Origin of the sequence: Streptomyces sp. NBC_01750 (assembly GCF_035918095.1) — a bacterium.
Lineage (GTDB): Bacteria > Actinomycetota > Actinomycetes > Streptomycetales > Streptomycetaceae > Streptomyces.
In genome coordinates, this window is the sequence record NZ_CP109137.1 from 7243240 (window position 1) to 7263654 (window position 20415).

The following is a 20415-nucleotide window of genomic DNA, read 5'->3' on the forward strand; positions in this document are numbered from 1 at the left end:
CGGGGCTCCGCCCCGAGCCCCGCGCCTCAATCGCCGGCGGGGCTGATTCTCGCTTCCCCTCAGCGGCTGCCGCGCTGCGCCGCAACGATGTCCCGGACCGTGCGGTCCGCGCCGCTCGCGCGGCGTTGGACGCGCTCGGAGAAGCCAGGGAACTGACCGCCGATCGCGGTGAGCACCTTCATCTCGACCGGGGCGACGTTCACTTCGGCCCGGTCCTGTTCGATGGCGCGGAAGACGCCCGCCACGACCTGCCGGGGTGAGACCGTGCGCAGGCCCGCAGGGGCCTCCGCGCCGGTCGCCGCGAACATGCCCGCGTCCCTCACGAACCCGGGCTGGACGATCGATACGCCGACCCCATGGTCGTGCAGATCCTGGCGCAGCGAGAGTGCGAAGCCGCGCAGGCCGAACTTGGTGGCGTCGTACAGCGCGGAGTACTTCGTCGCCGTCTTGCCCGACATCGAGCCGACGAACGCCAGATGTCCCCGTCGCGCCTCGACCATGGCGGGGGCGAGCAGCCGGGCCAGCATCGCGGGGGCGCGGAGGTTCACCGCCAGGGCACGGTCGATCTGCTCGGGTGTGTAGTCCAGCAGGTCGCCGCTGGAGGGGAGCGCGGCGTTGGCGATCAGGATGTCCGTACCGGCGGCCTCGGCGGCGAGCCGTTCCACATCCGCCGGGTCCGCGAGGTCGGCGACGATCGTGCGGGCCCCGTACCGGTCAGCGAGCGGTTCGAGCGCGTCGGGCCGGCGCCCGGTCAGCACCAACTTCGCACCCTTTTCAGCGAGTTCGGCGGCGAGTGCGCCGCCGATACCGCCGGTGACCCCGGTCAGCAGAACGGTTGCTCCGGTGATGCGCATCTGGTTACCCTCCAGTTCTGTTCGTTCGAACGAACAATAGGGAGGCGGGGCGGTCGTGTCCACAGATGAATTCGCCGGACTGGCAGAACACGTACGGATGTTGAGGGACGGTCGGACCACGTCCGAAGAGCTGGTGACCAGCGCGATCGAGCGCATCCAGGCCAGCCAGAGCACCATCAACGCCTTCCGCTGGGTGCGCGGAGAACAGGCGCTCGCCGAAGCCCGTGACGCCGACCGGCGGCTGGCGGCGGGGGAGCGGCTGCCGCTCCTCGGCGTGCCGCTCGCCGTCAAGGACGACACCGACGTGGCCGGATTGCCGACGCTCTTCGGCTGCGACGGTGAACTCGCCCCGGCCGCCACGGACGGTGAAGCGGTACGGCGCCTCCGCGCGGCCGGCGCCGTGATCGTCGGCAAGACCAACTCCTGCGAACTCGGCCAGTGGCCGTTCACCGAGGGCCCCGCCTTCGGAGCGACCCGGAACCCCTGGTCGACCGACCACACCCCGGGCGGCTCCTCCGGCGGTTCCGCGGCCGCCGTCGCCGCAGGGCTCGTGCCCGCGGCGCTCGGCTCGGACGGCGCCGGATCGGTCCGCATCCCCGCGGCCTGGTCCCATCTCGTCGGCATCAAGCCACAGCGCGGTCGCGTCTCCCTGTACCCCTACGCCGACGCCTTCCAGGGCCTCGCGGTGAACGGCCCGCTCGCCCGCACCGTCACCGACGCCGCCCTGCTCCTCGATGTGGTGCAGGGCCCGCACCCCGAGGATCTCCACCGGCCGGACGCGATCGACGCCTCCGCCGCCGCCCGCCGCGATCCGGGCCGGCTGCGCATCGCGCTCGCCTGGCGCCCACCGCTGACCCTCACCCGCGCCATGCCCCACCCCGAAGTGCGCCGCGCCGTCACCGCACTCGCCGAGGCCCTCGCCCGCCTCGGCCACGAGGTGGAGGAGGCCAGGCCGCGCTACGGGCTGATCGGCCTCGCCTTCGTGCCGCGCGCCACCGCCGGGATCGCCGAAGTCGCGGCCCTGCACCCCGATCCCGCTCTCCTCGACCCGCGCACGCGCAGCGCCATGCGCAACGGCCGGCGGCTCGGCGGCCGTGTGGTGCGGGCCGCCCGCGCCCGTGAGGCCCGTCAGCACCAGAGGATCGGCGCGATCTTCGACACCTACGACGTCGTGATCACCCCGACCACCGCGGCGCCACCGCCGCGCATCGGCACCTTCGACCACATGGGCGCCTGGCGCACCGACTCGACGATGGCGGCCGCGTGTCCGTACGCCTGGCCATGGAACGTACTGGGCTGGCCCGGCGTCAATGTGCCGGCCGGCCTCACCGCAGACGGGCTGCCCGTCGGCGCCCAGTTGCTCGGGCCGGCCGACAGCGAGGAGCGACTGATCTCGCTCGCCGCCCAACTCGAGGCGGACCAGCGGTGGCACGAGAAGCGGCCGCCCGCCCCGGTGACCAGGGGGAGCGTGCCGGTGGAACAATGACCGTCATGTCCAACCCCGCCCGCTCCGCCCCGACCCGGCAGCGCATCATCACCGCCGTCCTGCACATCATCGGCAAGGACGGCGTCGCGGCGGTCACCAACCGGCGGATCGCCAAGGAGGCGGGCGTCTCGCTCGGCTCGGTCACGTACCACTTCGAGACCCAGCACGAGCTGTTGCGCGAGAGCCTGCTGCACTTCGTGCGCGAGGAGACCCGCCGCTTCACCGAGCTCGCCGACCAGTGCCAGAGCGACGGCGTCGATATCGAGGGTGCCGCCGCCCTGGCCGGGCAGGTGGCGGGCGGCACGTCCTTCGACAGCGAGCACATCGCGCCCTTCGAGCTGTACGTCGAGGCCGGCCGGGACGAGCGGCTGCGGGAAGCGGCCGCCGAGGCGTTCGCGGCCTACGACCGGCTGGCGGCGCAGATTCTCACCGGCCTCGGGGTCCCGGACGCCGAGCGTCTCGCCGCGACCACGGTGGCGCTGGTGATGGGCCTGCAACTGCGCAGACTGGCGACGGGCGGGCCGGCCGAGGACCTCGTCGACGCGCTGCTGCTGCTCGCGCGGGGCGCGGTCAGCCACGACGTCGGGCGGTGACCGGCCGCATCCCGGCGCGCGGCACGACCCTGCGGCCGGCCTCTGCGCGAACTCCTCGAGCGGGCCCACACGGGGGCATTGCGGTCGCCGCGACGGCTGACGGCGACGATCGCCCGCTGCCCCGGACATGGACCGTGGCCCGCATCACCAGGACCTCCCGGCCGCCGGGGGTTCGAACGGGCCCTACCGCGCCGGAAGTTGATCGGTCCCCGGACCCGACCGGTCAGTCGCGGTTGAGCACGAGATCCACGACCGGGCGGTACGCGTCCTCCTCCGCGCCGCCGAGTGTCGCGTGGGCGGCGATACGGAAGATCAGGGCGCGAACGAGCAGTTGACGCCAGTCGGGCAGATGCGCCCACCGGTCGAGCAGCCCGGGCCCGGCCTCGTACCAGCACAGCGCGTCGACGGCGACGACCGCCGAAGCCCAGGCCGCGGGCCGCCAGTAGGGCGGCCAGTCGATGATCGCGGGCGGCAGGCCGGGCTCGAAGACCACATTGCCCAGCAGATCACCGTGGATGATCTGGGCAGGAGCCGAGACGGGGCGCAGCGCGGCGAGCAGTGGTTCGAGCAGCGGGAAGTCCGGGGCCTGTCGGGTCTCCTGCCAGGCCAGCCGGTCGGCGTGCGACCAGGGGTTGTCGCGTACGCCGAGGAACCGCGGCCGGGGCAGGTCCGCCAGTGCCGCGTGGAATGCCTCGCCCGTCCGGATGACGTCGTCCGCGCGGTGTGGATCGCTGGATCCGCCGATCAGCCGCCAGGCCTCCCAGCCGTGCGCCGCCCAGGACCCGTCGGCCGCCGGGACCGGCCGGGCCACCCGGAAGCCGGGGGTCTCCGGCAGATGGTGCAGCACACCCGCGCGCCACGCGGTCTCCGGCGCCGTCGCAACAGGCTTGAGCACCAGCGTGCCGGAGCGCCAGGCCGAACCCTGGCCGCCGGGGAGAAGGGCAGGCGCTTCGGCTGCGCCGAACGCCGTGAGCACAACGGAAGGCGGGGCAGGCGAGGCGGGGGATCGGCTCATGGACGGGGAGCGTAGGCGGGCAGCCTGCACAGATGCCGAACACTCGCCTCGTGCCCGATGAATTCGTGGTGGCGCGCGAACTCGACTGCGGGCCGTGCCGTCTCGAACCGCTGCGGCCCGAGCGCAACGAGGCCGGCCTTGCCGCGTGGACGTCGAGTATCGAGCAGTACGTTCGTGGGTACGGGCCGACCGTGGGAGTCTCGACCAGCCGCTCCACGAGGCGTCAGCGCCTGGCTCACCGCCGACTGGCCGTTCGCCGGGATCCGCTACCGCTGAGGTTCGGTGCCGCGGTTCAGTACGGGTGCCGGTCGGGCTTCGAGCTCCACGCCTCGTACGCCGCCGCGCCCAACTCGGGGTGGATCTGCTCGATTTGGATCCTGCGCTCGTCGAGGGGCTTCATGAAGTCCTCGTACTGGAAGGCGTCGTCGAATCCGATCTCGCGCGTGGCCTTCAAGTCGCAGCTGAAATAGACGTTGTCGATCCGCGACCAGTAGATGGCGCTCATGCACATCGGGCACGGGGCGCCGCTGATGTAGATCGAGCACCCTTTGAGCATCCGGGCCCGCTCCGGTATCGGGTCGGGGGATCCCTCCGGGCGGTCCACGTATTCCAGCGTGCTCTCGTTCTGGTGCTCCGGGGCTATGGAGGGTGCCTCGGGGTTGAGCCGCTGAACCGCTTTGCGAATGGTCTCCACTTCGGCGTGCGCGGTGGGGTCACCGGTGAGGAGTACGCGATTCTGCCCGCGGGCCAGGATCTCGCCGTCACGGGTGATGACCGCACCAAAGGGGCCGCCCCATCCCTCTTCCACGGATTCGGTGGCCAGTCGTACCGCCTCGGTCAGAAACTCCTTGTGCCCCATGGCAAACCTCCGCTTCATCGCTCACTGAGGTGGAATCCCCCAATTGTCCGATAACTCCCCTACGTAGTAGGCTACTCCGTATGGGTGTTACTGCAAGCCGTGTCCCGGGCGGCAACGGGGCGACCGTGGTGACCTCCCAGAAAATCCGGGAGGGCCGGGTTGACGCCTATAAGCGCTGGCAGGAGAAGACCAACCACGTAGCCGAGGGCTTTGACGGCTTTGAGGGCGCGGAACTGTATCCACCGGACTCCGCCGAGGAGAACGAGTGGGTGGTGGTCTTCCGGTTCGCCCATGTCGAGCAGCTGACCGCATGGCTGGACTCCGGTGCGCGCCGCGACCTCCTGGACGAGGCGCGCCTGCTGTTCGAGGGTGCCCCGACGCAAGAAGTACTGGCCGGCGGAGCGCCCGCCCCTCAGGAGCAGGAAGTTGTCACGGCGGTCATCTCCCATTCCGTGCTGCCGGGAAAAGAACGCGACTTCGTGCGGTGGCAGGACAAAGTCCTGAAGGTGCAGGAAAAGCATCCCGGTTTCAGGGGGACCGAGTTGTTCGAGCCGGTGGAGGGTATCCAGGACAAGTGGGTGGTTGCTTTTCGTTTCGACACCCGCGACCACCTCGACGACTGGCTCGCATCCGCCGACCGCGAAAGGCTGCTGGAAGAGGGGAACCAGTACTTCTCCGCGTACCACGTACGCAAGATCGGGTCGGCGTTCAGCGGCTGGTTCCGCTTCGGGGAGGGCGACGAGGCAGGGATTCCGTCCAACTGGAAACAGGCCATGTCCGTCGTCCTGGCGCTCTATCCGACCGTGATGGTCCTGAATCTGACGGTGGGAAAGGTATTCGACGACTGGGGCATTCCCGGATATCTGAGCCTGTTCATCTCCAATGTGCTGAGCGTCTCCATCCTGACCTGGGTGCTGATGCCGCTTGTCAACAGCGCCCTCGCGTTCTGGCTGCTGCCCGACCGGGCACGTTCCGCGCGTACGCATGTGGCGGGCGCCCTGGTCGTGATGCTGTGCTGGGCTGTCTTCCTCTTGATTTTCGGCCTGACCACGGCCTGACACGGCCTGACCACGGACTGACGACTAGTCGACCAATGGGGTCATCATGGGCGGACGGACGCCGGCGCGGGCTATCGAGGGAGACATCGTCCGGCGGGGCGATCCCGGATACGAGAGCGCCTGGCAGGGCATCCTGTGGAACGGGATCAAGCCCCCGCGCTTCCCGGATGTGATCGTCCGGGTCGCCTCGGAACGCGATGTCCCGGAAGCCGTCGCACTGGCCCGCTCCGAGGGTCTGCGCATCGCCGTACGGTCGGGCGGGCACAGCTGGTGCGGCTCGCCACTGCGCGACGGCGGCATGCTCATCGACCTCTCCGCGCTCGGCCGGACCCATATCGACCCGGACTCCGCGACAGCGACCGTCCAGCCCGCCGCCACCGGCGGCACACTCGCAGCCGAACTCTCCCGGTACGGCCTGGCCTTCCCCACCGGGCACTGCGGATCCGTCGCCGTCGGTGGATATCTCCTCAGCGGCGGGCTCGGCTGGAATTCCGGCGCGCTGGGACCGGCGTGCGCGAGGGTGCGGCAGATCGAGGCCGTGACCGCTGCCGGCGAGGTCGTCACCTGCGACGCGAACGAGAACTCCGACCTGTTCTGGGCGGCGCGCGGAGCCGGCCCCGGCCTGTTCGCGATTGTCACCGGCTTCCGCCTCGCCCTGTACCCACGCCCGGCGGCCATCGTCACGACCACGTACGCCTTTCCACTGGCGGACGTCGTACCCGTGACCCGATGGGTCACCGCGGCCGCCACCGAACTTCCGCCGACCGTCGAGCTGTCCTTCGTGCTCGGCACCGCCGACCCGGCCATGTCGGCGGCCACACCGAGGCCCAAGGTGATCGTCGTCGCGGCCACCTCCTTCGCGGACAGCCAGGACGAGGCGACCCGCTCCCTCGGGCCGCTGCGGGTCTGCCCGCTCGCCGACCGTGCCATCTTCAGCCAGGCCGACGAACCGACCACCTTCGAGGCCCTCTACGACACCTCCGGGTCTCTGTGGCCGACGGGTCACCGCTGCAGCGCCGACACCCTGTGGTCGGGCGCGGACTACGAGATCCTGCTGTCCAGGCTCGCCCCTGTGGTCGCCACGGCCCCTTCGGAGAAGTCCCTGGTACTCGCCCCCGTGTCACCGGTCTCACAGGAGAAGACCCTTCAGCAGGAGATGGCCTTCTCGGTGCTCGGCGACAGCTATGTCGTTCCGTACGCGATCTGGGACTCCCCGGTGCACGACGAGGCCAACATCGAGTGGCTGCGCCATGCCATGCGAACCGTCGAACCCCTCGGTACGGGCCACTACATCGCGGAAGCCGACCTCACGGCCGACCCCTCCCGGGCCCGCCGTTCCTTCAGCCCGTCCGACTGGGACCGCCTGGGCCGGCTGAAGGCGCGCTACGACCCCGAGGACCTCTTCTTCTCCTACCTCGGGCGATCGATAACCTGGGCCGCTTGACAGCTCCAAGCGGCGAGGTGACGCGCGTTGTTCACGACCCGGCCCACCCTCCAGGGCACTTTCGGCATGGTGTCCTCCACCCACTGGCTCGCCTCGCAGTGCGCCATGGCTGTCCTCGAGGACGGCGGCAACGCCTACGACGCCGCCGTCGCCGCGGGATTCGTCCTGCATGTCGTCGAGCCGCATCTGTGCGGCCCCGCCGGCGAGGTGCCGATCATCCTCGCGCCGGCTGACGGCGAGGTGCGCGTGCTCTGCGGGCAGGGGCCCGCACCCGCCGGAGCGACCGTCGGCCACTACCGCTCCCTGGGCCTCGAACTCGTGCCCGGCACAGGGCCGCTGGCCGCCGCCGTGCCCGGGGCGTTCGACGCATGGATGGTCCTGCTGCGCGACCACGGCACCAAGTCCCTCTCCGACGTGCTGCGTTACGCGATCGGATACGCGGAGGACGGGCACGCGCCCGTCGAGCGGGTCGGCGAGACCGTGGAGAGTGTCCGCGAGCTCTTCGAGACGGAGTGGCCCTCGTCCGCCGAGGTGTACCTGCCGGGCGGCAGGGCCCCTGCCCCCGGTGAGCTGTTGCGCAATCCGGCGCTTGCCGCGACCTGGCGGCGGCTGATCGCCGAGACGTCCGGCGGCGGGCGCGTCGCCGGGATCGAGGCCGCGCGGAAGGTGTGGAGCGAGGGGTTCATCGCCGAGGCGCTGGTACGCCAGTCCGCCCGCCCCACCCTGGACACCAGCGGCCAACGCCACGCGGGCACGCTGACGGCGGCCGACCTGGCCGGCTGGTCCGCATCCTACGAAGCCCCGGCGACGTACGACTGGAACGGCTGGACCCTGTGCAAGGCGGGTGGCTGGAGCCAAGGTCCCGCATTCCTGCAGCAGTTGGCGCTGCTTCCGGAAGAACTGCCGGAGTACGGCTCGGCCGCCTACGTCCATCTGCTCGTCGAGGGCTGCAAGCTGGCCATGGCGGACCGGGAGGCCTGGTACGGGGACGCGGCCGAAGTGCCCCTCGAGGCGCTCCTGTCGGAGCCGTACAACGCGGGTCGCCGCGCGCTCATCGGTTACAAGGCCTCGTACGAACTGCGGCCCGGCAGCCCCGGCGGCCGCACACCCGTACTGAGCGCGCACGCCGGGGACGCGGCCGGCGGCGAGCCCGGATTCAGCCCCATGGGAGTCGGTGAGCCCACCGTCGCCAAGGACGGCGGGACCCGCGGAGACACCTGTCACCTCGACATCGTCGACCGCTGGGGCAACATGATCGCCGCCACACCGAGCGGCGGCTGGCTGCAGTCCAACCCCGTCGTCCCCGAGCTGGGCTTCCCGCTCGGCACGCGCCTCCAGATGGCCTGGCTCGACCCCGGCCTGCCCAACACCCTCACCCCGGGCCGCCGGCCCCGCACCACCCTCACGCCCTCGCTCGCGCTGCGCGACGGCGTGCCGGTGATGGCCTTCGGAACGCCCGGCGGCGACCAGCAGGACCAGTGGCAGCTGCACTTCTTCCTGGCTGTGGCGCTCCGTCCGCCGGTACGCGGCGGGCTCGACCTGCAGGGCGCGATCGACGCGCCGGGCTGGCACAACGACAGTTTCCCCAGCTCCTTCTACCCACGTGGTACGCGGCCGGGCAGCGTGACCGTCGAATCCCGGACGGACCCGGATGTGATCACGGAGCTGCGGCTCCGTGGTCACGACGTGACGGTCGGTGACGACTGGTCGGAGGGCAGGCTGTGCGCGGTCGCCCGGGACCCGCGTACGGGCGTGCTGTCGGCCGCGGCGAACCCGAGGGGAATGCAGGGTTACGCGGTGGGGCGCTGAGCGGACAGCGCGATGTCAGCGGGCCGTGCTTAGCTGGAAACATGATCGATGACTTTTTGAACGGTGATCTGTCCGACGTCGAGGAGGCGGTCCGCAAGGCGGCCGCCACCGAGATCACGCCGCGATTCCGGCAGCTTGCCGCGCACGAGATCGTCGAGAAGAGCGGTCCGCACGACCTGGTGACGACCGCAGACCGGCTCGCCGAGGAGCACCTCGCCGCGTCACTGACCGCGCTGCTCCCCGGCTCCGTGGTGGTCGGCGAGGAAGCGGTGCACGCGGATCCTTCCGTGTACGAGGCGCTGCGCGGTGACGCGCCCGTGTGGATCGTCGACCCGGTCGACGGCACCCGGCAGTTCGTCCGCGGCGAGGCGGGTTTCTGCACGCTGGTCGCCCTCGCCCAGCACGGCGAGGTGCTCGCCTCCTGGACATATGCCCCGGTGCTGGAGGAGATGGCGATCGCCCTGCGGGGCGGCGGCGCCCGGCTCAACGGCGCGCCCATACGCTCGGGCTCGCCCGCCCCGGGAGCGGTGATCGAGGTGGCCATGTCCCACCCGGACTACACGAGCCCGGACCAGAAGAGCGCACTTCTGGGCCTGGACGTGCCCGGAGTGCACGGTCGTCCCTGCGGTTCGGCGGGCCTGGAGTATCTGGCTGTTGCCCGGGGCGAGCTGGACGCTGTGGCCTTCTCCTGGGAGAACGCATGGGACCACGCGGCGGGGCTCCTTCTGGTGACGGAGGCGGGCGGAGCGCAGACGACGGTGGCGGGCGACCCCTTCCGCATCGTGGGCGGCAATGCGCTCCCGTTCACGGCGGCGCGGGACGCGGACACGGCACGCCGGGTACGGAGCCTGCTGCTGGGGTGAGGGGGCGGTCGACCTTGAGCCGACGCCCGTATGGCTACCGCCGCCCCCACTGTCGGTGCCCGGGAATATCCTGGGGACCTTGGCCATCGGCTGACAAAGGAGTCCGAAGGTGCCGTCGATGCTCGATGCCGTCGTCGTGGGGGCGGGACCCAACGGACTGACCGCCGCCGTGGAACTGGCCCGCCGGGGCTTCTCCGTGGCGGTGTACGAGACCATGGAGACGGTCGGCGGGGGCGCGAGGACCGAAGAGCTCACTCTCCCCGGCTTCCGCCACGACCCGTGCTCAGCCGTCCACCCGCTCGGCGCAGGCTCGCCCGCCTTCGCCGCCATGCCCCTGGCGCGGCACGGCCTCGAGTGGTTGCATCCCGAACTGCCTTTGGCCCACCCCTTCCCCGACGGCACGGCCGCCGTGCTGAGCCGCTCGGTCGGGGAGACCGCCATGTCCTTCGGTGCCGGCGACGCCGGAGCGTACCGACGCCTCGTCGCCCCCTACGTCGGCCACTGGGAAACCCTCGCCGCCGACCTGCTGCGCACGCCCTGGGATGGGCTGCCCCGGGATCCGTACCGCTTCGCCCGTTTCGGGCTGACCGCGCTGCAGCCCGCCAGTTGGCTGTCGCGCCGCTTCGAGGGCGAGCGGGCTCGCGGCCTGTTCGCCGGGCTCGCCGCCCACGCCATCGCCCCGACCAGCGGGCTCGCCACCGGCGGCGTCGCCCTGATGTTCGCGCTCGCCGCCCATGAGGTGGGGTGGCCGGTGCCGCGTGGCGGTTCGCAGGCGATCTCCGACGCGCTCGCCTCGTATCTGCGCGAACAGGGCGGCGTGATCCACACCGGCACGGAGGTGAAGCGGCTGGACGAGCTGCCTCCGGCCCGCGCGTACGTCTTCGACACCTCGCCGACCGCGCTCGCCCGGATCGCCGACCTCGGCCAGGCGTACAACCACTACCGGTACGGCCCCTCGGCTTTCAAGATCGACTATGCGCTGTCGGGGCCGGTGCCCTGGACCGCAGAGGAGGCCCGCGCGGCGGGCACCGTCCACCTCGGCCCCACGGCCGGTGAGATCGAGGCGGCCCTGGCCGCCGCCGTCGGCGGCCGCGACCCCGAGGTCCCCTTCCTGATCACCGCCCAGCCGAGCATGATCGACCCGTCCAGGGCCCCGGCCGGCAAGCATGTCCTGTGGGCGTACGGCCATGTGCCGGCCGGGTGGGAAGGCGACGCCACCGAGGTCATCGAGCGGCAGCTGGAGCGCTTCGCGCCCGGTTTCCGCGATCTCGTGCTGGCCCGCGCCATCGCCGGCCCGCCCCGGATCGCCCGGCGCAACGCCAATTACGTCGGCGGCGACATCGCCTGCGGTGCCTATGCCGGACTCCAGACGCTGATCCGGCCCAAGCTCGCCCGTGTCCCGTACGCCACCACTCACCCCGCCGTATTCCTCTGCTCCTCCGCGACCCCGCCGGGGCCAGGTGTGCACGGCATGTCCGGCCACCACGCGGCGAAGGCGGTGTGGCGCCGCCTCCGCGCAGCCCGCTGAACCGGCGCATCATGGCCGTATGACACAGCACCACCCGGCCATCACCCTTGTACGCGGCGACATCACCCAGCAGCGGGTCGACGCCATCGTCAACGCCGCCAATTCCTCGCTGCTCGGCGGCGGTGGCGTCGACGGGGCGATCCACCGGCGCGGCGGCCCGGAGATCCTGGCCGAGTGCCGCGCCCTGCGCGCCTCGCTTTACGGCAAGGGGCTGCCCACCGGCCAGGCCGTCGCCACCACCGCGGGCAACCTCGACGCCGGCCATGTGATCCATACGGTGGGCCCCGTCTGGTCCCGCGAGGAGGACCGGTCCGCCCTCCTCACCTCCTGCTACCGCGAATCGTTGCGCGTGGCGGCCGAGTTGGGAGCCGAGACCGTCGCCTTCCCCGCCATCTCGACCGGCATCTACGGCTGGCCGATGGACGACGGGGCGCGAATCGCCATCCGCACTGTCCGCGCGGCGGCCCCGACGACGATCACCGAGGTGCGGTTCGTGCTCTTCGACGAACATGCGTACAAGGAGTTCGCGACGGCCCTGACAGCGCAAGGATGATGTCGTTTTCTCGCTAGCTCCAGCCGTTCGGCATCCCCGATGCTTGACCCATGCACACCGACACCGAGCGCTGCGTACGCGCCGTCCAGTCGAAGGACGCCCGATTCGACGGCTGGTTCTTCACGGCCGTACTGACGACCCGGATCTACTGCCGCCCCAGCTGCCCGGTGGTGCCGCCGAAGGTCGAGAACATGACCTTCTACCCGAGCGCCGCCGCCTGCCAGCAGGCCGGATTCCGGGCCTGCAAGCGCTGCCGCCCGGACACCAGCCCGGGCTCGCCGGAGTGGAACGCCCGCGCCGACGCCGTCGCCCGCGCCATGCGGCTCATCGGTGACGGCGTCGTCGACCGCGAAGGCGTACCTGGCCTCGCCGCCCGCCTCGGCTACTCCACCCGGCAGATCGAGCGCCAGCTCCTCGCCGAGCTGGGCGCGGGCCCGCTCGCCCTGGCCCGCGCACAGCGCGCCCAGACCGCCCGCCTCCTCATCGAGACCACCGGCCTCCCCATGGCCCAGGTCGCCTTCGCGGCCGGTTTCTCCTCCATCCGCACTTTCAACGACACCGTTCGCGAGGTGTTCGCGCTGGCCCCGAGCGAACTGCGTACCCGCGCCGCGCGCAGCAGGTCCGCTCCACCGCGGACTCCCGGCGTGATCGCACTGCGCCTGCCGTACCGCGCGCCGCTCAACCCGAGCAACCTCTTCGGGCATCTCGCCGCGACCGGTGTCCCCGGCGTCGAGGAGTGGCGCGACGGTGCGTACCGCCGCACCCTGACCCTCCCGTACGGCCACGGCATCGTCGCCCTCACCCCGCAGCCCGACCACATCGCCTGCCGGCTCTCCCTCACCGATCTGCGCGACCTCACCATCGCGATCAGCCGCTGCCGCTGGATGCTCGACCTCGATGCCGACCCGGTCGCCGTCGACGAGCAGCTTCGTACGGACGGGCTGCTCGCCCCGCTGGTCGACAAGGCGCCCGGCCGGCGGGTGCCGCGGACCGTGGACGCCGCGGAGTTCGCGGTACGGGCGGTGCTCGGCCAGCAGGTCTCGACGGCCGCCGCCCGCACACACGCCGGCCGGCTGGTCACCGCGCACGGCCGGGCGGTCGACGACCCCGAGGGCGGCCTCACCCATCTCTTCCCGTCCTCCGAGGCACTGGCTGCGCTGGACCCGGAAACCCTGGCGCTGCCGCGCAGCCGCCGCACCACGCTGACGACCCTGGTCGGGGCGCTCGCCGGCGGCTCGCTGCGGCTCGGCCCGGACAGCGACTGGGAGCAGGCGCGCGCCCAGCTGACCGAGCTGCCCGGATTCGGCCCCTGGACGGTCGAGGTGATCGCGATGCGCGCCCTCGGCGACCCCGACGCCTTCCTGCCCGGTGACCTCGGGATGCGGCGCGCGGCGGCCGAACTCGGTCTTCCCTCGACCCCGGCCGCGCTCACCGAGCGCGCCGCGGCCTGGCGGCCCTGGCGGGCGTACGCCGTCCAGTACCTCTGGGCCACCGACGGCCATGCCATCAACCACCTCCCCGCGTAAGGAAGTTCACCCATGACCAAGCAGCACACGGTCGTCGACAGCCCTTACGGTCCGCTGACCCTCGTGGCCACCGACGGGGTGCTGAGCGGCCTCTATATGGTCCAGCAGCGCCACCGCCCGGACGAGGAGACCTTCGGCGAACCCGATCCCGCGCCGTTCACCGGGACGATCTCGCAGCTCGATGCGTACTTCGCCCGCGAGCTGACGGAGTTCGACCTGCCGATGCGGCTGGCCGGTACGCCCTTCCAGCGAGCGGTCTGGGAGCAGTTGCGGCAGATCCCGTACGGCGAGACACGGACGTACGGCGAGCTGGCGGAGGCGCTCGGCAGCCCCGGCGCCTCCCGTGCGGTGGGACTGGCCAATGGCAAGAACCCGATCGGGATCATCGTGCCGTGCCACCGGGTCATCGGTTCGACGGGCAGCCTGGTCGGCTACGGCGGCGGACTCGACCGCAAGCAGCGGCTGCTGGCGCTCGAGTCCGGCACGCCGGACGACGTGCTGTTCTGATGTCCAAGCGCGTCCGGCGATTGAGGACGACCGGCTGCCGGGCGGGCCCGCTGATCAACGAGAATCCGGACGGGCCGGACTACGCAAGCCGATTCAGCAGCGCCGGCAGGCTCGTGCCGATCGGCTCGCGCACGAGCTCGTCCGCCAGTTCGTCGTACGGCGTCGGCTCCGCGTTCACGATGGCGAGCCGCGCCCCGTGCTCCGCCGCGATGCCCGCCAGCGAGGCGGCCGGCTGGACCTGCAGGCTCGTACCGACCGCGATGAAGACCTCGCACGCCTTCGCGATCCCCATCGCCTCGGCCAGCACCTCCGGGTCGAGCCGCTGCCCGAACATCACCGTCGCGGACTTCAGGATCCCACCGCACGCCAGGCACGGCGGGTCCTCCTCGCCCGCCTCGACCCGTGCCAGCGCCTCCTTCATCGAGGAGCGGACCTGGCAGCGCGTGCAGACCACCGTCCGCGCCGTGCCGTGCAGTTCGAGCACCTTGCGGGCGGGCATGCCCGCCAGCTGGTGCAGTCCGTCGACGTTCTGGGTGATCACCCGGACGGCGAACCCGGACTGCCGGTCCAGCTCGGCGACAGCACGGTGTGCGGGGTTCGGCTCGGCGCGCCAGGTCGTGCTTTCGCGCCGCATCACCCAGGAGCGGCGGCGGATCTCCGGATCGGCCATGTAGTACTCGTACGTGACGAGCTTCTCGGCCTCCGGATCGCGCCGCCACAGGCCGCCCGGCCCGCGGTAGTCGGGGATGCCGGACTCCGTGGAGATGCCGGCGCCGCTGAGGATCGCGACGAGAGTCATGTGGCGAGCCTACGCAGCGGTCCCTCGCGGCGGCGAGCCGATTTTGCCCGCCCTGGAGCAGCCCGACGGTCCGCGCGGTCAGGCGGGCGGCTGCCCGTTCTCCAGCTCCACCGTCCCGCTGCCCGTCTCCAGAGCGTCGAGAGCGGCCAGCACCCGGTGGCCCAGCGACCCCAGAAGGTACTCGCGGATCTCGTCACGGGGCACCAGCCGCCAGGAAATCAGCTCCTCCTCCTGCAGCCGGATCGCCGTGAACTGCGCCTCGGTCAGCACCCCGCCGTCGTACACATACGCGGCGATGGGCGGCCTCGCCTCGCCGGGCACCCAGTCGACCGCCAGCAGTGCGCCCGGCTCCACATCGAGCCCGATCTCCTCGAGCGTCTCCCGCCGCGCCGCCCGTCGCGGGGTCTCGCCCCGGTCCGACTCGATGGTTCCGCCCGGCAGCGCCCAGCCGGCACGGTAGTTGGGCTCGACGATCAGCACACGCCCCTGGCCGTCACGGATGAGAGCGGCGGCGCCGGCGAGGATGCGGGGCAAGGAGGCGATGTACGTGCCGTAGTCAGGAGTAGTCACTCGGGGAAGCGTAACGCGATGCAGAAGGGCGGCCCCTGACGCCCGGAGGGCGTTTGCGGGTCACCAGGATGTCGGTGCGGTCGGCGACGAACGCTCCGGCCCGGCGGAGTCCGCCGCCAACCGCACCGTGCGCTCCGCCAGTTCGCTGATCCGTACCCCGTCGAACCCGAAAACCGCGCTGCGCACCCGGTCCTCCAGCGGGTCCGTCCACTGCGGCGGGATGGCGGACGCTCCGCACAGCACACCCGCCACCGAGCCGGCCGTCGCCCCGTTGGAGTCGGTGTCCAGACCTCCGCGGACCGTGAGGCCGATGGTCGCGGTGAAGTCCCCTGCGCCGTACAGCAGTCCGGCCGTGATGACTGCGGCGTTCGGAACGGTGTGGATCCAGCCGAGGCCGCCCGTCTCCGCGGCCAGCTCGGTGAGCGTGTCGGACCAGGACGTCCCGGTGGTGTGCAGGGCTGCGGTATGGCGTACCGCGCGGGCGAGGCGGCAGCTCGCGGGGATGTGTTCCAGCGCCGCTTCGATCGCCTCGCGCGGGGTGTTCGCGGTGAACGCGGCGGCGATCAGGGCGGCCGCCCACATCGCGCCGTACACGCCGTTGCCGGTGTGGGAGAGGACCGCGTCGCGGCGGGCGAGCGAGGCGGCGCGGCGCGGATCGCCGGGGGAGGTCCAGCCGAAGATGTCGGCGCGGATGAGGGCGCCGATCCAGTCCTGGTAGGGATTGTCGTGAGTGGCGGTGAGCGGGGGTTTGAGGCCGTTCGCGAGATTGCGGTAGGCGGCCCGCTCGGCGGTGAACGTCTGCAGGAACGGGAGATGCAGCAGCCATGCCTCGCCCACCTGCTCGGTCGTGAAGCCGAAGCCGTGGGACTGAAGGAGATGCAGGCCGAGGATCGTGTAGTCCACGTCGTCGTCCCTGCAACTGCCGTGGATCCGGCCCCGTACGCACTGGCGCCACTCGGGACGTAGCTCGAACTCGCCGGCGTCCGCGTCGGGCGGCGGCTCGGGGAGGTAGTCGGTGAGCGGAAGGGCGTCGGTGCGGCGCAGATAGCGGTCGATGCGGTCGCGGGTCCAGTGGTCGCCGCGCTCGACGGGTTTGCCGAGCATGTTGCCGGCGACTCTGCCCAGCCAGCCGCCGAGGATCCGGTCGGCGAGGTCGGCGCGCTGAAGGCCCATACGTCCGGTTTACCGAATCGGAGCCCGAACCGCGCGGTGGTGGGGGCATGAAGGTCTCGGCTGCCGGTCGGCGACGGCGGCCGGGCGGTGCGCCCGTTGCCAGGCTCGCGGACGCCGGCCACCGGGCAGCACCCCACTATGTTGCGGAATGTCGCGCCATGGTGGGGTGGCCTGCCCTCTGACCTGGCGGATAGGGTCGGGGAGGCGCGACTGCCTGTTCGAAAGCAAGGGATAGCAAGGTGACGGACGGAGCAGTTATTCAGCCCGCGCGTGTGCTCGTCGCGGCTGACAAGTTCAAGGGCTCTCTCACGGCCGCACAGGTCGCTGAGCGGGTGACGGCGGGCCTCCAGCGGGTGGTGCCCGGTCTGGCGGTCGAGACCCTGCCCGTCGCGGACGGCGGTGACGGCACGGTCGCCGCCGCGGTGGCAGCGGGGTTCGAGCGCCGAGAGGTCCGGGTGACCGGGCCGCTCGGTGAGTCCCTGACAGCGGCGTATGCCCTGCGGGATGGCACCGCGGTGGTGGAGATGGCGGAGGCCTCGGGCCTCCAGCGCCTCCCGGATGGCGTGTTCGCGCCACTCACCTCGACGACATACGGCTCCGGCGAACTGCTGCGCGCGGCGCTCGACGCGGGAGCGCGGACGATCGTCTTCGGCGTCGGCGGCAGCGCGACCACGGACGGCGGCGCGGGCATGCTCGCGGCGCTCGGCGGGCGCTTCCTGGACGCGGACGGCGCGTCGGTGGGACCCGGCGGCGGCGGTCTGCGCGACCTTGCGTCCGCCGACCTGTCCGGCCTGGACCCCCGCTTCAAGGACGTGGAGCTGGTCCTGGCGAGCGACGTCGACAACCCCCTGACCGGCCCGAAGGGGGCGTCGGCGGTGTACGGCCCGCAGAAGGGCGCGACGCCTGGGGACGTCGCCACGCTGGACGCGGCGCTGGCGCACTACGCGTCCGTCCTCGGCCCGGAGCAGGCCGAACTGCCCGGCGCGGGTGCGGCGGGCGGTATCGGCTACGGCGCGCTGGTCGCCCTCGGCGCGAGCTTCCGGCCGGGCATCGAGGTCATGCTCGACGTGCTCGGCTTCGCGCCGGCGCTCGAGCGGGCGACCCTGGTCATCACGGGCGAGGGCTCCCTCGACGAGCAGACGCTCCACGGCAAGGCCCCGGCGGGCGTCGCGGCGGCGGCCGCCGCGCGGGGTATCGAGGTCGTGGCGGTCTGCGGCCGCCTGGCCCTGCCACCGGAGGCGCTGGGCAGCGCGGGCATTCGCCGTGCTTACGCCCTCACGGCACTGGAACCGGACCCGGCCCGCTGCATGGCGGAGGCGGGGCCGCTGCTGGAGCGGGTGGCGGAGAACATTGCGCGGGACTTCCTGAGCTGAGGCGGTGGGGCCGGGGCGCCGCCCCGGCCCCCGGGCTGTAGGCCGACGCGGGGGCCACCCCAGGGCGCCGGCCTCGCCGCGGAGCGACCAGCAGAGACAAACGGCCACCTCCCCATGACCGGTCACCCCGGGGGTGGCCACCGCACAAGCCCGTGCACCCAGGGCGCGGTCATCCGTCCACCCCCCATCACCCCCCGGTCAGGCGGAACGCGTCCAGCGCCAAGGTCATTTCGATCAGGTCCCGCGGGCGGCCCAGCGACCTGGACGTCAGCTGTTCCAGGCGCCGCAGGCGGTTGAAGACCGTGTTCCGGTGGCAGTACAGCCGCGTGGCCGCCCGGCCCGCCGAGCCCCCGCACTCCAGCCATGCGTCCAGCGTCTCCAGCAGCAGCGCACGGTCCGCCGGATCCAGGTCCAGCAGCGGGCCGAACACGTCCGCGATCAGGCGCGCCGCCAGTTCCGGCTGGCTCACCACCAGCGCCGCCGGGAGGCGTTCGTCGAGGCGCACGATCCGCTGCGCGTCGGGGCCGCAGGTACGCAGGGCCGTCTCCGCCAGACGCCGCGCCAGGCCCAGGTCCGCGAGGCCCGGCACCACCGGGCTGATCCCGCCCGGACCCGGGCAGTGCCGGTGCAGCACCTCCGCGAGCTCCGTCAGCCCCACCCCCGCCTCCAGCGCGACGACCGCGATCTCGTAATCCGTGCGCATCCGCCAGAAGAACCGGAACCCCTCCGACGCCGCGACCCGGCGGAAGGGCTCACGCCCCGCCGCGCGCTCCACCCGAACCACAACCACCGCGTACCGCCCCTGCTCCGGCAGGTCCAGGCCCGCCGCGGCACTGGCCGCCAGCCCCGGCGTGGACCTGCCCTCCAACAGCGCGTCCAGCAGCGCCTGCACGCGCTCGTCGCTGCGCCGCTGCATCCCCTGTTCCGTACTGCGGTACGCCTCCGCGACCGTCGACGACTGCCGGTCCACTCCCGCCCACATGGCGGACGCCAGATGCACCAGCACCGGCAGTGCCTCCGGATCCTTCGCGGAGACTATCTCCAGCAGCTCGTCCCAGACGAGATAGCCCGCGTGCCGGTACGCATACAGCAGCAGATCCAGCGGAAGCCCCTGCTCCGCCCGCCGCCGGCCGAGCCGAGCCGCGTACTGGAGGTCCCGCCGCGGCGCAGACCGGGTCGCGGCCAGCGCCTCGATGCCGTACCGCATCGCCTCGCTGATCTGCTGCCAGTGCTCGTCCGGCGGCACAGCGAGATCGAACTGCGGTGAATGGGCCTGAAGTTGCTCGATGAGCAGGTCCGTCAGACGCGGCACGCGCTCCAGAAGCACCTGGGAGGCGCTCACCAGGACGGACCACTCACGCTCGGTGCGCGCTCTGCGACCACCCATGACCTGTGAGGATGCCAGCCCTTGTGCCGGTGCACAATGCGCCCGCCGCACCGCTGGTCATCCGCAGCGATTCGGGCATACCGCCTGGACGGTACGTCGGGCCGGTGCTGATGTGTGCCCCCACAGGCAATTTCGAACAAGCCCGGAAAGGGGGTCTGCATGGCAGCCGCCTCACTCGAAGTGCGTGCGCTGTCCGTCGGCTACGGGCCGGTGCGGGCACTGCGCGACGTCACGGTCGATGTACCCGAGGGCGCGATCGTCGCCGTCCTCGGCGGCAACGGTGCCGGCAAATCGACCCTGCTGCGCGCCGTCTCCCGCACCCTCGGTTTTCAGCGCGGACACGTCACGTCCGGCAGTATCCGCTTCGACGGCCGCCCGCTCGAAGGACTGAGCGCGGCTCGGGTCGTCGCCGCGGGCGTCGTCCAGGTCCCTGAGGGACGGCAGGTCTTCTCGCGCATGACGGTCGCCGACAATCTCCGGGCGGGCGCCCTGGGCTCGGCCGGCGGGCGCCGGTCGAGCGCAGAGGCCCTCGCCCGGGTGCATGAGCTCTTCCCCGTCCTAGCCGACCGCGCCCACCAGCGGGCCGGACTGCTGTCGGGCGGTGAGCAGCAAATGCTGGCGATGGGACGGGCGTTGATGGCCCGGCCACGGCTGCTGCTGCTCGACGAGCCGTCGCTCGGCCTCGCTCCGCTGATGGCGGCCCGGATCGCCGAGACGGTGCAGGAGATCAACGCCACCGGCACATCGGTCCTGCTGGTCGAGCAGAACGCGGCGATCGCGCTGCGGCTGGCCTCGTCGGCGTACGTACTCGACGTGGGCGAGGTCGTCCTCTCCGGACCTGCGGACGAGCTCGCCGCCTCGGACGAGGTGCGCCGGCGGTATCTGGGTGTGGTGGACGAGGACGCGGCCGCGGATGCTTCCCGCGCCCAGGCGGCGGCGCAGACGCTGAGGAGGTGGCCGGCATGAGCATTCTGGAATCCGGCCGGCATGTTCGGCGCGAGATCCGGCTCGGGTCCCC

At 72.0% G+C, this 20415-nt stretch carries 19 protein-coding genes; 12 read left to right on the forward strand and 7 right to left on the reverse strand.

The features are described 5' to 3' along the window. Window positions 1-59 precede the first annotated feature (59 nt). Window positions 60-854: an SDR family NAD(P)-dependent oxidoreductase gene (locus OG966_RS32675; RefSeq protein WP_326653610.1), complete on the reverse strand. Its 795-nt coding sequence runs from the start codon at window positions 852-854 to the stop codon at window positions 60-62. A gap of 97 nt (window positions 855-951) precedes the next feature. Between OG966_RS32675 and OG966_RS32680 the strand changes: the two genes are divergently transcribed. Together OG966_RS32680 and OG966_RS32685 are read left to right on the forward strand one after the other, a co-directional pair. After that, window positions 952-2340, forward strand: coding sequence for an amidase (locus tag OG966_RS32680; protein WP_326655464.1), 1389 nt, complete (start codon window positions 952-954; stop codon window positions 2338-2340). 5 nt (window positions 2341-2345) lie between these two features. Beyond that, window positions 2346-2933, forward strand: coding sequence for a TetR/AcrR family transcriptional regulator (locus OG966_RS32685; RefSeq protein WP_326653611.1), 588 nt, complete (start codon window positions 2346-2348; stop codon window positions 2931-2933). Window positions 2934-3156: 223 nt separating this feature from the next. On the opposite strand, the gene OG966_RS32690 is transcribed toward OG966_RS32685, so the two are convergent. Together OG966_RS32690 and OG966_RS32695 are read right to left on the reverse strand one after the other, a co-directional pair. After that, on the reverse strand, window positions 3157-3948 hold the full coding sequence (locus tag OG966_RS32690) for a TIGR02569 family protein (RefSeq protein ID WP_326653612.1): 792 nt from the start codon (window positions 3946-3948) through the stop codon (window positions 3157-3159). A 292-nt stretch (window positions 3949-4240) separates the two neighbouring features. After that, window positions 4241-4807, reverse strand: coding sequence for a nucleoside deaminase (locus OG966_RS32695; protein WP_326653613.1), 567 nt, complete (start codon window positions 4805-4807; stop codon window positions 4241-4243). An 80-nt stretch (window positions 4808-4887) separates the two neighbouring features. Between OG966_RS32695 and OG966_RS32700 the strand changes: the two genes are divergently transcribed. From OG966_RS32700 to OG966_RS32735, 8 genes are all read left to right on the forward strand, one after another. Then, entirely contained in the window at window positions 4888-5865 is a 978-nt protein-coding gene (locus tag OG966_RS32700; RefSeq protein WP_326653614.1) for an antibiotic biosynthesis monooxygenase, read from the forward strand. 46 nt (window positions 5866-5911) lie between these two features. Continuing rightward, window positions 5912-7309, forward strand: coding sequence for an FAD-binding oxidoreductase (locus OG966_RS32705; protein WP_326653615.1), 1398 nt, complete (start codon window positions 5912-5914; stop codon window positions 7307-7309). A 27-nt stretch (window positions 7310-7336) separates the two neighbouring features. Next, entirely contained in the window at window positions 7337-9118 is a 1782-nt protein-coding gene (locus tag OG966_RS32710; RefSeq protein WP_326653616.1) for a gamma-glutamyltransferase family protein, read from the forward strand. Window positions 9119-9159: 41 nt separating this feature from the next. Continuing rightward, window positions 9160-9981, forward strand: coding sequence for an inositol monophosphatase family protein (locus tag OG966_RS32715; protein WP_326653619.1), 822 nt, complete (start codon window positions 9160-9162; stop codon window positions 9979-9981). Between the two features lie 109 nt (window positions 9982-10090). Then, on the forward strand, window positions 10091-11509 hold the full coding sequence (locus OG966_RS32720) for a phytoene desaturase family protein (protein ID WP_326653621.1): 1419 nt from the start codon (window positions 10091-10093) through the stop codon (window positions 11507-11509). 19 nt (window positions 11510-11528) lie between these two features. Further along, on the forward strand, window positions 11529-12062 hold the full coding sequence (locus tag OG966_RS32725; RefSeq protein ID WP_326653623.1) for an O-acetyl-ADP-ribose deacetylase: 534 nt from the start codon (window positions 11529-11531) through the stop codon (window positions 12060-12062). A 50-nt stretch (window positions 12063-12112) separates the two neighbouring features. Further along, the gene (locus OG966_RS32730; RefSeq protein WP_326653625.1) at window positions 12113-13588 is read left to right on the forward strand and encodes an AlkA N-terminal domain-containing protein; all 1476 of its coding nucleotides are present in this window, start codon (window positions 12113-12115) and stop codon (window positions 13586-13588) included. A gap of 12 nt (window positions 13589-13600) precedes the next feature. Continuing rightward, window positions 13601-14095, forward strand: a complete 495-nt coding sequence (locus tag OG966_RS32735) for a methylated-DNA--[protein]-cysteine S-methyltransferase (protein ID WP_326653627.1) — start codon at window positions 13601-13603, stop codon at window positions 14093-14095. Between the two features lie 79 nt (window positions 14096-14174). Here the strand turns inward: OG966_RS32735 and OG966_RS32740 are convergent, their stop codons facing one another. The 3 genes from OG966_RS32740 to OG966_RS32750 form a co-directional block, all read right to left on the reverse strand. Beyond that, a complete protein-coding gene (locus tag OG966_RS32740) occupies window positions 14175-14894 on the reverse strand; it encodes an SIR2 family NAD-dependent protein deacylase (RefSeq protein WP_326653628.1) in 720 nt (239 codons plus the stop codon). Between the two features lie 78 nt (window positions 14895-14972). Continuing rightward, the gene (locus tag OG966_RS32745; RefSeq protein WP_326653630.1) at window positions 14973-15464 is read right to left on the reverse strand and encodes an NUDIX hydrolase; all 492 of its coding nucleotides are present in this window, start codon (window positions 15462-15464) and stop codon (window positions 14973-14975) included. A 60-nt stretch (window positions 15465-15524) separates the two neighbouring features. After that, window positions 15525-16637, reverse strand: a complete 1113-nt coding sequence (locus tag OG966_RS32750; protein ID WP_326653632.1) for an ADP-ribosylglycohydrolase family protein — start codon at window positions 16635-16637, stop codon at window positions 15525-15527. 257 nt (window positions 16638-16894) lie between these two features. Here OG966_RS32750 and OG966_RS32755 point away from each other — a divergent pair, with 257 nt between their 5' ends. After that, the gene (locus OG966_RS32755; RefSeq protein WP_326655465.1) at window positions 16895-18010 is read left to right on the forward strand and encodes a glycerate kinase; all 1116 of its coding nucleotides are present in this window, start codon (window positions 16895-16897) and stop codon (window positions 18008-18010) included. Window positions 18011-18197: 187 nt separating this feature from the next. Here the strand turns inward: OG966_RS32755 and OG966_RS32760 are convergent, their stop codons facing one another. Further along, the gene (locus tag OG966_RS32760; protein WP_326653634.1) at window positions 18198-19397 is read right to left on the reverse strand and encodes a PucR family transcriptional regulator; all 1200 of its coding nucleotides are present in this window, start codon (window positions 19395-19397) and stop codon (window positions 18198-18200) included. 159 nt (window positions 19398-19556) lie between these two features. Between OG966_RS32760 and OG966_RS32765 the strand changes: the two genes are divergently transcribed. Continuing rightward, window positions 19557-20363, forward strand: coding sequence for an ABC transporter ATP-binding protein (locus OG966_RS32765; RefSeq protein ID WP_326653635.1), 807 nt, complete (start codon window positions 19557-19559; stop codon window positions 20361-20363). Window positions 20364-20415 lie beyond the last annotated feature (52 nt).